Source organism: Collinsella sp. LCP19S3_D5, assembly GCF_052121415.1.
Classification (GTDB): Bacteria; Actinomycetota; Coriobacteriia; order Coriobacteriales; family Coriobacteriaceae; genus Collinsella.
In genome coordinates this window covers 39,034-53,457 of sequence record NZ_JBQKEH010000006.1, presented here as the reverse complement: position 1 = coordinate 53,457, position 14,424 = coordinate 39,034, and the positions used below count along the sequence as shown (strand labels likewise).

Here is a 14,424-nt window from a genome sequence, read left to right as displayed (position 1 = left end):
TTTTCAACAACCTGTCGGGTTTTTTAATACTGAACCGGATGGACGGCGGGGGATTCGGCGGGCAACGGCAAGACTTAGGCGGCGGGCGCGGGCCGCTCCCCCTCGTCCAGCGCGGCAAAGAGCTTCTTGCCGTCGAGCAGGCGCGTGCTAACGTTTCTCATGCGGCTGACCTCGACGGTGCGTAGGGTGTCGTCGGAGCCGTGCCCGTCGACGACCGTTCCCAGCAGATACGAGACGCCGTCTCGCTGTTTGATGGCAAAAGGCCGAACGGTCATCCTCGTCACTTCGATCTTGTCGTGTGTCGTGACGCTTGAAATGTCAAAGCTCACCGTGGTTCCGTGGTCGATGGCCCGCTCGATGAGCTCGCAGGTATCGATGCGTTTGGCGGGCGGTCGCGTGGTCTTGGCGGGTTTGCCCTCTGCGCTTGGTGCCGGCTCGGACGTATCGAGGTAGCCGCGAACGTCGGCGCTTGCCATGGCGACCAGATGGCGCGCTATGCTTTTTCTGGTCGCGATGGGTGTGGAGCGGTTGCGCATGACCATGCCATGGAGTCGAATGATTTCCTCGTCGGAGAGCGGTCGGGTGAGAAGTCGGTAACCCGCGCCGCGCTTGTACTCAATCTCGTATCCGGCATGTCGCAGGGCGGAAATCGCGGTATGGATACTGCGCCGCGCTGCCGAGATGGGCATGCGAGCGGGGTCGTCGGGATGGGCGAGACGCTCGATCAGCTCATCGGGAGGAAGCGCCTTGTCCTCACCGGTATGCTCGCTTAAGAGTTGCAGGATACGCACAGCGCGATAGGCCGCCATGGAAGCAGCACCCCTGGTCGTGGCCTCGTAGTTCTCAACAGCGGGTTTGGCCATTGCGTTCACGTCCTTTCCGTTTTTGGGTGATGACGCTACGGAGCCTAGGACACGGGGTTTGCTTAGGGGCGCAGGGCACTCTGGGTGGTCGGTAGTCGTCGGCAAGCGGCGGATTGAGTTTTCAACAGACCTGATCAGCAGACCAAAAGCTTGACAAAAGCCTGACGGATGCTGTTGAAAAAAGCGCCCCTCGGCTTGCCGAGAGGCGCTGGTGCGACACGCTGTAACGCGCGGGACGGAGCTGTGGCGATTAGAAATCGGCGTTGCCCACGGTGCGGGGGTGCGGAAGGACGTCGCGGATGTTGCCCACGCCGGTCAGATACATGACCAAGCGCTCGAAGCCCAGGCCGTAGCCGGCGTGTTTGCAGGAGCCATAGCGGCGCAGGTCAAGATAGTACTTGTACTGCTCGGGGGCCATGCCAAGGTCCTTGATGCGGGCCTCGAGCAGATCCAGGCGCTCCTCGCGCTGGGAGCCGCCGATAATCTCGCCGATACCGGGAACCAGGCAGTCGGCGGCGGCGACGGTCTTGCCGTCGTCGTTCATGCGCATGTAGAAGGCCTTGATTTCGGCCGGGTAGTCGGTCACGAAGGTCGGGCGCTTAAAGTGCTCCTCGGTCAGGAAGCGCTCGTGCTCGGTCTGCAGGTCAATGCCCCAGCTGACAGGATAGTCAAACTTGTGACCGGCGGCGACGGCCTGCTCCAGGATCTCGACGGCCTCGGTGTAGGTGACGCGGGCAAAGTCGGAGTTGGCCACGTGGTTCAGGCGCTCGATCAGGCCCTTGTCCACAAACTTGTTGAGCATGTTGAGCTCGTCGGGGCAAGTGGCCATAACGTCCTTAAGAACGTACTTGAGCATGGCCTCGGCGTTATCCATGTAGTCATTCAGGTCGGCAAAGGCCATCTCGGGCTCAATCATCCAAAACTCGGCGGCGTGGCGCGTGGTGTTGGAGTTTTCGGCGCGGAAGGTGGGGCCAAAGGTGTACACGTCGCCAAAGGCCATGGCAAAGTTCTCGGCATTGAGCTGGCCGGACACGGTAAGGCTTGCATGCTTGCCAAAGAAGTCCTGGCTCCAGTCGACCTCTCCGGACGCGGTGAGAGGCGGATTTTTGGGGTCGAGCGTGGTCACGCGGAACATCTCGCCGGCGCCCTCGCAGTCACTCGTGGTGATGATGGGGGTGTTGACGTAGACAAAGCCCTGCTCTTGGAAGAAGCGGTGGATGGCGGCAGCCGCGACAGAGCGGATGCGGAACACGGCACGGAACAGGTTGGTGCGCGGGCGCAGGTGCTGCTGGGTACGCAGGAACTCGACGGTTGCGCGCTTCTTCTGCAGCGGGTAGTCCGGGGCGCTCGTGCCCTCTACCTCGATGGAGGTGGCAGAAAGCTCGAAAGGCTGGGGCGCATCGGGGGTCAGCTTGACGGTGCCGGTGCAAATGAGTGCAGCCGAGACGTTTTGGTGGGCGATCTCGTCGTAGTTGCCGAGCGTCTCGCGGTTCATGACGACCTGCAGGTCGCGGAAGCAGCTGCCGTCGTTGAGCGTGACGAAGCCAAAGTTCTTCATGTCGCGGACGGACTTGACCCAGCCGGCGACAGTGACGGCCTTGCCGCCGAGCGACTCGGAATCGGCATAGAGCTGCGCGATTTTGGTGCGGTTCACGTATCCTCCCATAGCGGTTGAATGATAGTTATCCATACAGTTCGATATTCTAGCAGCTCGGCTCATTTGGGCTATACAGATAAGGTATTGACGGGACGGTTTTCAAACGAAAAGCGCCCGCGGCCAGATGGTCGTGGGCGCTTGCGTGTTGCCTATTGGCTGTACGGCGCAGGACTCGTTACTTGGTCTTAGCCACCAGCAGCGGGTCGCCCAGCTTGACGAGCGGGTTGCCGCCGATAAGCGTTCCAGACTCGCCGACATGGTCGATGCTCTTAAGACGATCGAGCTCGGAGATGATGACGGTCACGATGTCCTCGTGGCCAGCGGCCTTAATGGCATCGCGGTCGAAACTGATGAGCGGCTGGCCTGCCTTGACCACATCGCCCATCTCGACAAAGCGGGCAAAACCCTTGCCGTTCATTTGTACGGTGCCCAGGCCGACATGGATGAACACGCGAAGGCCGTCCTCGGTGATCATGCCAATAGAGTGGTTGGTGACGGTGGTGGCGCCGATGCGGCCGTTAGCGGGCGCATAGATGGTGCCGGTGATGGGCTCGATGCCGTAGCCCTGGCCGAGCATACCCGAGGCGATGGTCTCGTCGGGAATCTCGTTTAGATTGACGAGCACACCGTTAACGGGAGCGTAGATGACGCCTTCGCGGGTGGCGAAGCTTGCTGCGGGCGGTACGGATGCCTCGCCCGACGAGTTGAACGTGGACTTGAGCGAATCGAGTAGACCCATAGATGCCTCCAACGTATCAAGTGCGCATGTAGCGCACGCGTAGTTTTGCCGGAAACGTTTCGTGTGTGTTACCGGCTCGGTCAGCGTCTCTATTTTACGCTGCTCAACGACGGCCCTGAGCTGGGATTATGTGATATATCAGTTGAAGGGAACTTATTGCGGATACGTTTCGATGCCGTGCGTCCAAGTGGGGTACGCTTGAAGGCGATACATAACGTGCGCGCGAATCGCGCGAAGGGAGCATATATGATCGTCGAGAGCCATGCGCTGTGGGGCGAGGAGCCGACCGAGGAATATCCGGCGACGTTTACCTATATGGGGGCCGAACCGCTGCCCGGCAAGCCCAATGGTCGTCGCCCGGCAGTGATCATCTGCGGCGGAGGCGCGTTTACGCACATCGCTCCGCACGAGCAGGACCCGGTGGCGTTTGCATTTTTGGATCACGGGTACCAGGCCTTTGTTCTCAACTATGTCACGAGTGGCACGGGTGACGTGAGCTTTCCGCACCCCCAGGCAGATCTTGCCAAGATGGTCGCCACGGTTCGTGCGAATGCCGACGAGTGGCATGTCGATCCCAAGCGCGTGTGCGTTGTGGGCTTTTCGGCGGGCGGCATGATTTGCGCCTCGCTGGCAACGCAGTGGAAGACCGGCCCCTTCGCGGCACTTGCCGGGGCGCGTCCGGACGACATTCGTCCCGATGCCGTGGTGCTGGGCTATCCATTGCTCGACTTTGCCTATGTCCGCGACATGCAGACGCGCGATCCGCGCATCGACTTGCGCGTGCCCAAGACAGGTGGCAAGACGGGGCGCGATTTGCTCAACGATTACCTGTCGATGGTGACCGGCGGCGAGGCCACCGAAGAGCACCTGGCCGATATCTGCCCTACCACGCATGTTTCGCGTCAGATGCCCCCGACTTTTGTGTGGGGCGTGTCCGATGACAAAACGGCGCCGATCGCGCAGGTCTATCCGTTTGCTCAGCGCATGGCCGAGGAGGGCGTCGCTTGCGAGATGCACGTCTTTGACCAAGGCGGTCACGGCCTTTCGCTCGGCAATGCCAATACCGCGGTCGACAACGAGGACAAGCAGGTGGCAGTCCGCCCTTGGATTCGCCTAGCCTTCCGCTTCCTGGAGCGCCATCTGTAAGAGTAAGAGGGCCAGTCCCTCCCGTCCCTCATAACTTGCGGTGAAATAGTTCCTGTTTTTGCTGGTTAAAGCCCCAAGCAGGAACTATTCCACCGCAACTTCGTTTTGATGCCCGGACCGGAAACCGCGTCCCAGTTTTGCCCCTCAAGGTGGGATACAGTTTCTCGCAGAGGGTCGATCGGGAAAATGCGTCCCGGTCTGAGCGACGATTCCGGGATGCATTTTCCGCAAGATGCCTCAACCGGAAAACGCATCCCGTTTTGAAGCTTCAGAGTGGGACGCGGTTTCCCCGAGAGGCCCCATCGGGAAATCGGGGACCGGAATTCGCCTGAGTAGTGGGATGCAGTTTCCGCAGCAGGCTCGTCTGGAAAACCGGGGTCCGGAATCCCCATTGCAACAATCTGTTGATTGAACGTCGCTGCATGTTCGCGCTATCATGCATGGTTAAAATTGGTTAGCCATGGCAAACGGTTAGCAATGGTGAACATAAATGCAACGCCCTGTGGGCGTCGGGGGAGGAACACGGACGTGAAGCTCGATACACTCGAGATTGGAAAGGACGCCGTTGTCGCATCGGTGGCATCGGACGACCAGGCACTCCGACAGCATATTTTGGACATGGGCTTAACGCCGGGCACCGAAGTCACCATGATGAAGTACGCCCCCATGGGCGACCCGCTCGAGATTCGCCTGCGTGGCTACGAGTTGACGCTGCGCAAAGACGATGCTGCTCGCATTGAGCTCGTGGGTATTCACGACACCGATACGAGCCCGCGCGTTAACGCCGCAATCGGCACGACGGAGCACCCGGCGCTCGGTGAGGGGACGTATTCGCCCCGCGCGGCAAAAACGGCCGTGCCCGAGGGCGCGCCGCTGCACTTTGCCCTCGCCGGCAACCAAAATTGCGGCAAGACCACGCTGTTCAACCAGCTGACGGGTTCCAACCAACATGTTGGTAACTTTCCCGGTGTGACGGTCGACCGCAAGGACGGTACTGTCCGTAACCACCCCGAGGCGAGCGTTACCGACCTGCCCGGTATTTATTCGTTGTCGCCGTACACGGGCGAGGAGATTGTCAGCCGTCAATTTATCCTTGACGAGCATCCCGACGCCATCATCGACATCATCGATGCCACCAATATCGAGCGCAACCTCTACCTGACGCTGCAGCTTATGGAGCTCGACTGCCCCATGGTCATCGCGCTCAACATGATGGACGAGGTGACGGCCAACGGCGGCGCCGTGGACGTCAACCTGCTCGAGAGCCTGTTGGGCGTGCCTGTTGTCCCCATTAGCGCTGCCCGCAACGAGGGTATCGGCGAGCTGGTGGATCACGCTCTGCATGTGGCGCGGTTCCGCGAGCGCCCGGGTCGCCTGGACTTCTGCGCGCCCGATGGCCCGGACGGCGGTGCGCTGCATCGCTGCATCCACGGCATTGCCAACCTGATCGAGGACCATGCCGTGACGGCCCGCATTCCGGTGCGTTTTGCGGCGACCAAGCTGGTTGAGGGCGACGAGCTGGTGACCGAGGCACTTCACCTGGATCGCAACGAACTTGACGCTATCGAGCACATCATTACCCAGATGGAGGGCGAGGCTGGCACCGACCGCCTGTCCGCGCTGGCCGATATGCGCTTTAGCTTTATCGGCGACGTGTGTGGGCGCTGCGTCGTCAAGCCGCACGAGAGCCGCGAGCACGTGCGCTCCGTTAAGATCGACCGCATCCTGACGGGTCGCTACACGGCCATCCCGGCGTTTCTGGTGATCATGGGCCTCGTCTTTTGGCTGACGTTTGGCGTGATCGGCGCGGCGTTGCAGGGACTTATGGAGGACGGCATCGCTGTCGTCATCGCCTCGGCCGATGCGGTTCTCAAGGCGTTCGGAACCAACGACGTGGTGCGCTCGCTGGCTGTCGACGGCGTGCTTACGGGCGTGGGCAGCGTGCTGACCTTCCTGCCGATTATCGTCGTGCTCTTCTTGTTCCTCTCCATTCTGGAAGACTCCGGCTACATGGCGCGCGTGGCCTTTGTCATGGATAAGGTACTGCGTCGCTTTGGCCTGTCGGGCCGCAGCTTCGTGCCCATGCTCGTCGGTTTTGGCTGCACCGTGCCGGCTATCATGTCGACCCGTACACTCCCATCCGAGCATGATCGCAAGATGACGGTCATGCTCACGCCGTTCATGAGCTGCTCGGCCAAGCTGCCGGTTTACGGCTTGCTGTGCGGAGCATTCTTCCCGCAGGCGACGGTCCCCGCCATGGTCTCGCTCTATCTGATTGGCATTGCGGTCGGTTGCATCGCGGCTTTGGTGCTCAACCGCACGGCATTTAAGGGCGACCCGGTGCCGTTTATCATGGAGCTACCCAATTACCGCCTGCCGAGCATCAAGACGACGGTGATGCTGGCGTGGGATAAGGCCAAGGACTTTATTACCAAGGCCTTTACCATCATCTTTGCCGCCACCGTGGTCATCTGGTTCCTCCAGACGTTTGACATCCGCTTTAATGTGGTCGCCGATCAGTCGCAGAGTCTACTTGCCGGTCTGGGTAGCATCATCGCGCCGGCGTTGGCGCCGCTTGGCTTTGGCGACTGGCGTGCATCCACGGCGCTCGTCACCGGACTTATCGCCAAGGAGAGCGTCATCTCGACCCTCACCGTGCTTTTGGATGCAACGTCACCCGCGGCGCTGTCGACCATGTTTTCGCCGTTTACCGCCTACGTGTTCTTGGTCTTTACGCTGCTGTACCCGCCCTGCGTGGCGGCAATCGGCGCCGTCAAGAGCGAGTTGGGCGCGCGCTATGCCGTTGCCGTGTTCGCGTTTCAGGTGATGGTCGCCTGGATTGTGGCGTTTGTCGTGCATTCGGCGGGCATATTGCTGGGGTTGGCTTAGCTATTTATTGACGGCGCAACCTCTGTGTATTGAGTTGATTGCGGCCCCGCATCTGTACTGACGGATGCGGGGCCGTTGCTATATAATCGCCCACCGCCCAAGACAATCGGAGAGGTTTCCTACATGACTCAGGCAAGACAAGATGGCATCTCGCTCAAGCAGTGGCTCCCGCTTATCGGGCTCGCCTGCTGCGCGTTCGTGTTCAACACATCGGAGTTCATGCCCATCGGCCTTCTGACTGATATTGCCGTATCGTTCTCGCTCACCGAGGCCCAGGCAGGCATCATGATTTCGGTCTACGCCTGGGGCGTCATGCTGCTGTCGCTGCCGCTTATGGTGTTTGCCTCGCGCTTTGAGTTCAAGCGTATGCTGCTCGGCGTGCTCGCCGTGTTCTCTCTGGGTCAGTTCCTGTCCGCCGTGGCGCCCACCTATCCTATTTTGGTCTGCGCACGCCTGGTGGTCGCTTGCGCACATGCCGTGTTCTGGTCGGTCGCCTCGATTATGGCCTCGCGCCTGGTCGACACCCGTCACGGGGCGCTCGCCATCAGCATGATCGCCACGGGCTCGTCCATCGCACAGATCTTTGGCCTGCCGATCGGCCGCGCCATCGGCCTGGCCGTGGGCTGGCGCATGACGTTTGCCGTGGTCGGGGCCTTCTCTGCCGCCGCGGTGGTGTACCAGGCAGCGGTGTTCCCTGCCATGCCGGCGGGTGAGCGCTTTGCCGTTAAACAGCTGCCCGAGCTGCTCAAGAACCCGTTCCTCATCGCGCTCTACGCGGTCACGGTTTTTATGGCGACCGGCTATTACGCAGGCTACAGCTATATCGAGCCCTTCCTGGCGCAGGTCGCGCACGTCGACGCGGGCGCCATTACCATGACGCTGACGGCGTTTGGCTGCTCCGGTCTGGTGGGCAGCTGGCTGTTTGGCCGCCTGTTCGACGGGCACCGCTTCCCGTTTTTGGCTATCACGCTCTCCGGCGTGCCAGCGGCCCTGCTGCTCATAGGTTCGGCCGCATCGTCGCTCGCAGCAGTGCTTGCCGTCTGCGTGCTGTGGGGCTGCTGCGCCACGGCCTTTAACGTGGCATTTCAGGCCGAGCTTATCAAGTACACGCCCGCGGATTCGTCGGCTGTCGCCATGTCGATCTTCTCGGGCCTGTTTAATCTGGGTATCGGCACGGGCACCGCGATCGGCGGTGCCGTGGTTTCGGGTCCCGGTATCGCCTGGATCGGCTTTGTGGGCGGGGCGATTGCCGTCGTGGGCGTCATCCTCGCCATCACGGTGATGTTCCCGGCCATACGCCGCGCAAAGCCCGTCGCCTAATCACGTTTCCTCATCAGTTGCGGTGGAATAGTTCCTGTTTAAGGCCCCTGAAGGTCCAAGCGGGAACTATTCCACCGCAACTAATTTTGGGGAAGAGGATGCAAGCCGGGCATACAATGGATGTCGTTGTGTTGAGCTTACCGGGAGGTTGCTATGTGGGCATACGAGACGACGTTCTATCAAATCTATCCGCTGGGCTTTTGTGGAGCTCCGCGCGAAAACGCCGCGCCCGTTGCCGAGGATGCGCTTGCCCAGGCTGCCAACGACGCGCCCAACCCCGATGCCCCCATCATGAAAATCGCCCAATGGGCCGACTACCTGCGAAAACTAGGTATTGGCGCTGTGCTCATCAACCCACCGCTCGAGTCCGATAGCCATGGCTACGACACGCGCAGCCTGCGCCACATCGACCGTCGCCTGGGTGGGGATGCCGACTTTGCCGCCGTGTGCGAGACGCTGCATGCCCACGGCATCCGCGTGGTGCTCGACGCCGTCTTCAACCACGTCGGTCGCGGCTTTTGGGCCTTCCGCGATGTGCAGGAGCGCAAGTGGGAATCGCCCTACAAGGACTGGTTCCACATCAGCTTTGACGGCGACTCGTGCTACGGCGACGGCTTTTGGTACGAGGGCTGGGAAGGCCATTTTGAGCTCGTGAAGCTCAACCTGCAAAACCCCGCCGTGGTCGATTACCTGCTCGAGTCCGTGCGCCGTTGGGCTGATGTCTTTGGCGTCGACGGTCTGCGCCTGGACGTCGCCTATATGCTCGACCGCGACTTTATGCGCCGCCTGCACGCCTTTGCCCGTGAGCTCAAGCCCGATTTTGTGCTGATCGGCGAGACGCTCCACGGCGACTACAACCAGATCGTCAACGACGAGATGCTCGACTCCTGCACCAACTACGAGTGTTACAAGGGACTGTACTCCAGCTTTAACTCGATCAACATGTTCGAGATCGCCCACTCGCTGCACCGTCAGTTTGGCGGCGATCCGTGGTGCATCTACCGCGGCAAGCACCTGCTGTCGTTTGTCGACAACCACGACGTGCCGCGCCTGGCGAGCATCCTCACCGACAAGTCGTGCCTGCGTCCCGCCTATGGCATGCTCTTTGGCATGCCGGGCATCCCGTGCATCTACTATGGCAGCGAGTGGGGAATTGCTGGCGAAAAGGGCGGCCCCGATGGCGACTGGGCGCTGCGCCCTGCGCTCGATGAGCCTGCGCCCAACGAGCTGACGGTGTTCATCACACAGCTTGCGCACCTGCGCTCGGCCGACGACGCGGCGGCACGCGCCCTCAACTACGGTGCGTATCGCAACGTGATGATTCAGAACAAACAGCTGCTGTTCGAGCGCGCCTGCGACGACGCGACGGTGCTCGTGGCGGTGAATGCCGTGAACGAGCCTTATACCTTTGGAGCCGGCGAACTCAACGGTTCCTTCGTCGACCTACTTGCCGACGATGCACCCACGGTCGAGCTGACGGGTGCGCTTGAACTTGCGCCCTACGAGGTGCGCTATCTGTTGAGGGCCTAGGTCATGGCGGCGTCAGACGAGGGCTATCAACATATTGAGCATGGGTTTGATCCCGTGTTTGACCAGCACTCGCGCGTTTTGGTGCTCGGGTCGTTTCCCTCGGTGCTTTCGCGCGCCAATGCCTTTTATTACGGCAACCCTCAGAATCGCTTTTGGCGCGTGATGGCCGCATGCCTTGGTGTGCCTGTACCACCCAACGAGGGCGACCCTTTGGTGGGCGGAGAGCCCGCGACGCTCGACGCCTCTATTGCCGCCAAGCGATCCATGCTTCTGAACGGTGGTGTGGCCCTGTGGGATGTGATCGAGAGCTGCGACATTAAGGGGTCGAGCGACGCGAGCATCAAAAACGTTGTGCCGGCATATATCGAACGCATCACTGGAGCTGCGCCCATCGAGCGGGTGGTATGCAACGGAGGTACGGCGGGGCGCCTCTATAAGCGCTATCTACAGGAGCGGACGGGTCTGTCCGCTGTCGTGTTGCCGTCAACTAGTCCCGCTAACGCGGCCTGGCGCCTGGAGCGGCTTGTCGAGCGCTGGCGCGAGGCAGTTGACTGGACCGCACGGTAATCTAGATCCTTGATTGAGCATGGGCGCCGAGGCGTTTGATGATGGCATGCCAGATTGGTGCGGGCACGGCGGGCTTGACGCGCACCATGCCGTCGACATCGACACTATCGGCATCGCCGCCGCCAAGCAGCTGCGCATGTTCAATGGAACAGCCCATGCGCACAGCGCCTACAAGCTTATCCATCGCTTCGGAAAATGGACGGCGTAAGAGGCCCATACGCGGGGAGTGGCGAAGCGCCGCAATACCGCTGCCGGCACAGATGACAACGCCACCGCACCATGGCAGGTCGCGTAGAATACATGCCCGGTACAGGTGGTCGAGGACTTCGTCCGCCTGCTTGTTGTTTTTTGACAGGGCCTGGACGACGACATAGACGCGTGTCTCTGTATCCCCGAAGCGATCGAGTATCTGCTCGACAGCGATCATCGCCTCATCATCAAATGCATCATCAACAGCGAACACCATGCCATCGACTACACCGGCATCATCCGCCTCCAAGTCGACCGAACGGGGGAGCGCGGTGTCGGAAAGCTGAGCATAGGCGGCGATGGCATCCTGCAGGTCCCAAAGCAAAAACTCAAGATCGGCGCTCTCGGGAATACTGATATATGCAATGGTTTGCAGCGTTTTTGGTACATCGCCGCGTACAGTTGTCTCCATGCCGCCTCCTTTCCGGTTGGTTTCCGTTTAGGTTACACCGTCTGGTGGCGCGTGGGCGCGCTATCCTAGTGCAACCCTTACGAAAGGAATGCCATGCGACTGCCCATGAACACCTCGCTTGCCACGCTCAAGCCCTCCGGCATTCGCCGGATCAACGCGCTCGCCGTCCAGCACCCGGGGTGCATTGCGCTCGCGCTTGGCGAGCCCGATTTTCCCACGCCCGATGTGATTAGCGCCGAGGTGACCGCTGCGCTGGGCCGCGGTGACACGCACTATCCGCCCAACAACGGTCGCCCCGCCCTGCGCGAGGCGCTGTCTACCTACATGGGAGACGCGGGCCTTACGTTTTCGGCCGACGAGGTCATCCTGACCGACGGCGCGACCGAGGCCCTGTCGGCAACATTTATGGCCATGCTCAACCCCGGCGACGAGGTTATTATCCCCACGCCGGCCTTTGGTCTGTACGAGAGCATCGTCGTGGCCAACCACGCCAAAGCGGTCTTTTTGGATACGGAGCCCGAGCAATTTCAGATTGACGAGGAAGCGCTTCGCGCCTGCGTGACGCCGGCGACTAAGGCCATCGTCATCTGCACGCCCAACAATCCTACGGGCTGTATCCTCGACGCGGCATCGCTCGACGCCGTGGCACACGTGGCAGAGCAAGCGGGCATCTACGTAATCTGCGACGACGTATATAACCGCCTGGTCTATGTGGATGGCTATGAGCGCTTTGCCCAGCGCCACCCGGAGCTACGCGAGCAGACGGTGGTCATCGAGAGCTTCTCCAAGCCATGGGCTATGACCGGCTGGCGCTTGGGTTGGCTCGCAGCTGCGGCCCCCGTCATCGCCGAGATCGCAAAAGCTCACCAATACCTAGTATCGAGCGCCGTCTCCTTCGAAATGGACGCCGCGGCCCGAGCCCTGACCGTCGACCCAACCCCTATGCTCAAAGTCTACCGAGCCCGCCGCGAACGCGTGCTCGCAGCCTTAGATACCATGGGCCTCGACGTAGTGGAACCAGCCGGCGCCTTCTACGCTTTCCCCAGCATCAAACAATTCGGCCTAACAAGCGAAGACTTCTGCATCAAAGCCATCAAAGAAACCAACGTAGCCCTAGTCCCCGGAGATTGCTTCGGAACCGAAGGCCACATCCGCCTCAGCTACTGCGTAAGCGATGAAAATCTGGACGAAGGCCTCCGCCGCCTGTCCACCTTCGTTTCAACCCTATAACCATCAGGGACGCAACACATCAGCCCACCGACATAAGGGTTATGCGTGGGGGCGTCGCTCAACGGAAAACCGGGCTGCCCCATAGTTGACGCAGGCACGCTCCGCCGAAGGCCAGGCGCAAGGTTTCCGTAGATTCCGCACGAGCCGGAAAGCACTTAATGTGCTTTCCGAGCGAGCCCAGGACCTGACCGAGCGGAAACCTTGCGCCTGGCCTTCGGCGGAGCGTGCCGGATGGTGGAATTGTGTGCAGCCCGGTTTTCCGTTGACCGACGCCGGGGTCCCCGCCATAATACATTCGGTTCACGCACGAATCCGCTGCCAGAGACAGCCGGTGCAAACGGGCATTGCCCGCGAGCTTAATGGGACATCCCGCCAGCCGAGGTGGTCGAGTAGATATGTCTTCTCGCCCCCGTCGCTCATGCAGCGCGGGGGCTTTCTTTTTGGACATGCCCCCGTCACGTCCTTGTGGCGGACCGTGCCCGGAAAGAATTCGAGGAGGTGTAATTCATGCCCCAGCAGTACAAAATCGACAAGGTTGCAGAGATCGAGTCCCGTATCGCCGAGAATGCCGGTCTGTTCGTCGTCAACTACAACGGTCTGACGGTTAAGCAGGCTCAGGAGCTGCGTCATCAGCTTCGCGAGTGCGGCGCCGAGATGAAGGTCTACAAGAACAACCTGGTCAAGATCGCTCTCAAGAACCAGGAGCAGCCCGAGCTCGACGAGATCCTCGCCGGCCCCGTCGCTTATGTGTTCTACGAGACCGAGCCGGTCGAGGCCGCTAAGACCCTTAAGGACTTCTCCGCTAAGTCCAAGGGCGTCCTTGAGATCAAGGGCGGTATCTCCGACGGCAAGGCCGTTTCCGCTGATGATGTTAAGGCTATCGCCGAGCTGCCCACCAAGGACCAGCTTCTCGGCCAGATCGCCGGTCTCATCTCCGGTTTCGCTCGCGACATCGCTGTCTGCGTCAACGGCGTTTCCTCTGGTCTCGCTCGTTCGATCCAGCAGGTCTCCGAGCAGAAGGCAGCCTAGTCGCTGTTTTCACCCGCGGCGGCAACGCCGCACCCCTAGCGCATTCGCGCCGTGTTTTAACTGATCTCCGTGCACAGACACGGAAACCGAAAGGACTTAGAAATGGCTAAGCTTACCACCGATGAGATCATCGATGCTCTTAAGGAAATGACCCTTCTCGAGGCTTCCGAGCTCGTTAAGGCTATCGAGGACACCTTCGGCGTTTCCGCCGCTGCTCCTGCCGCTGTTGTCGCCGCTCCCGCTGCTGGCGCTGCTGAGGCCGAGGAGAAGACCGAGTTTGACGTCGTGCTCGAGGGCTTCGGCGACAACAAGATCCAGGTCATCAAGGCCGTCCGTGAGCTCACCAACCTTGGCCTGAAGGAGGCCAAGGAGGTCGTCGAGAGCGCTCCCAAGGCTGTTCTCGAGGGTGCCAAGAAGGAGGACGCCGAGGCTGCCAAGGAGAAGCTCGAGGCTGCTGGCGCTGCTGTCACCCTCAAGTAATCAGGCTTTCTCGCCAGATTTCTTTGCAGACGGGGTTCGCATTGCGAGCCCCGTCTTTTTTGTTTTGGCCCCTCATTCCCATTGCTCGGCACGCAGAACACCGCTGTCTTCGCCGTGCCAATCCCGTTACCGCTGGGGCATAAAATTGCGCCATTCGAGCAATAATTTGCGTTGACCTGCTGAAGAATTGCGTTTGCCTTACGGCGACGTATGTCTCCGGCGGTAAGATACTTCGGTATCGCAATTTGGTCTGCGGCCGCCGTGCCGCACGCATGGGGCGCATTCTGCGCCTGCGAAAGGATCCTTGAATAAC

The 14,424-nt window shown here is 60.7% G+C and carries 12 protein-coding genes; 8 read left to right on the top strand and 4 right to left on the bottom strand.

Features of this window, described 5'->3' with window-relative positions:
* Window positions 1–74: 74 nt before the first annotated feature.
* From ACTQXO_RS03900 to ACTQXO_RS03890, 3 genes are all read right to left on the bottom strand, one after another.
* A complete protein-coding gene (locus ACTQXO_RS03900) occupies window positions 75–863 on the bottom strand; it encodes a hypothetical protein (protein ID WP_441048859.1) in 789 nt (262 codons plus the stop codon).
* A gap of 250 nt (window positions 864–1,113) precedes the next feature.
* Complete coding sequence (gene asnS, locus ACTQXO_RS03895; RefSeq protein ID WP_441545446.1) at window positions 1,114–2,517, bottom strand: asparagine--tRNA ligase; 1,404 nt, start codon at window positions 2,515–2,517, stop codon at window positions 1,114–1,116.
* A 178-nt stretch (window positions 2,518–2,695) separates the two neighbouring features.
* The gene (locus tag ACTQXO_RS03890; RefSeq protein ID WP_154514730.1) at window positions 2,696–3,259 is read right to left on the bottom strand and encodes a PTS sugar transporter subunit IIA; all 564 of its coding nucleotides are present in this window, start codon (window positions 3,257–3,259) and stop codon (window positions 2,696–2,698) included.
* Window positions 3,260–3,505: 246 nt separating this feature from the next.
* Here ACTQXO_RS03890 and ACTQXO_RS03885 point away from each other — a divergent pair, with 246 nt between their 5' ends.
* The 5 genes from ACTQXO_RS03885 (at window position 3,506) to ACTQXO_RS03865 (ending at window position 10,711) form a co-directional block, all read left to right on the top strand.
* On the top strand, window positions 3,506–4,405 hold the full coding sequence (locus tag ACTQXO_RS03885; RefSeq protein WP_427793558.1) for an alpha/beta hydrolase: 900 nt from the start codon (window positions 3,506–3,508) through the stop codon (window positions 4,403–4,405).
* Window positions 4,406–4,882: 477 nt separating this feature from the next.
* Window positions 4,883–7,294 (top strand): ferrous iron transport protein B, encoded by a 2,412-nt coding sequence (gene feoB / locus ACTQXO_RS03880; protein ID WP_441545445.1) that lies wholly within the window; start codon window positions 4,883–4,885, stop codon window positions 7,292–7,294.
* A gap of 123 nt (window positions 7,295–7,417) precedes the next feature.
* Entirely contained in the window at window positions 7,418–8,614 is a 1,197-nt protein-coding gene (locus ACTQXO_RS03875; protein ID WP_441545444.1) for an MFS transporter, read from the top strand.
* 153 nt (window positions 8,615–8,767) lie between these two features.
* Window positions 8,768–10,144 (top strand): alpha-amylase family glycosyl hydrolase, encoded by a 1,377-nt coding sequence (locus tag ACTQXO_RS03870; RefSeq protein ID WP_441545443.1) that lies wholly within the window; start codon window positions 8,768–8,770, stop codon window positions 10,142–10,144.
* Between the two features lie 3 nt (window positions 10,145–10,147).
* Window positions 10,148–10,711 (top strand): uracil-DNA glycosylase family protein, encoded by a 564-nt coding sequence (locus ACTQXO_RS03865; RefSeq protein WP_441545442.1) that lies wholly within the window; start codon window positions 10,148–10,150, stop codon window positions 10,709–10,711.
* A gap of 1 nt (window position 10,712) precedes the next feature.
* Here the strand turns inward: ACTQXO_RS03865 and ACTQXO_RS03860 are convergent, their stop codons facing one another.
* On the bottom strand, window positions 10,713–11,372 hold the full coding sequence (locus tag ACTQXO_RS03860; protein WP_441545441.1) for a hypothetical protein: 660 nt from the start codon (window positions 11,370–11,372) through the stop codon (window positions 10,713–10,715).
* A gap of 93 nt (window positions 11,373–11,465) precedes the next feature.
* Here ACTQXO_RS03860 and ACTQXO_RS03855 point away from each other — a divergent pair, with 93 nt between their 5' ends.
* The 3 genes from ACTQXO_RS03855 (at window position 11,466) to rplL (ending at window position 14,111) form a co-directional block, all read left to right on the top strand.
* The gene (locus tag ACTQXO_RS03855; protein ID WP_441545440.1) at window positions 11,466–12,602 is read left to right on the top strand and encodes a pyridoxal phosphate-dependent aminotransferase; all 1,137 of its coding nucleotides are present in this window, start codon (window positions 11,466–11,468) and stop codon (window positions 12,600–12,602) included.
* Between the two features lie 507 nt (window positions 12,603–13,109).
* Window positions 13,110–13,631, top strand: a complete 522-nt coding sequence (gene rplJ, locus ACTQXO_RS03850) for a 50S ribosomal protein L10 (protein WP_117646079.1) — start codon at window positions 13,110–13,112, stop codon at window positions 13,629–13,631.
* A 102-nt stretch (window positions 13,632–13,733) separates the two neighbouring features.
* Complete coding sequence (gene rplL, locus ACTQXO_RS03845; RefSeq protein ID WP_154514707.1) at window positions 13,734–14,111, top strand: 50S ribosomal protein L7/L12; 378 nt, start codon at window positions 13,734–13,736, stop codon at window positions 14,109–14,111.
* The last annotated feature ends 313 nt before the right edge of the window (window positions 14,112–14,424 follow it).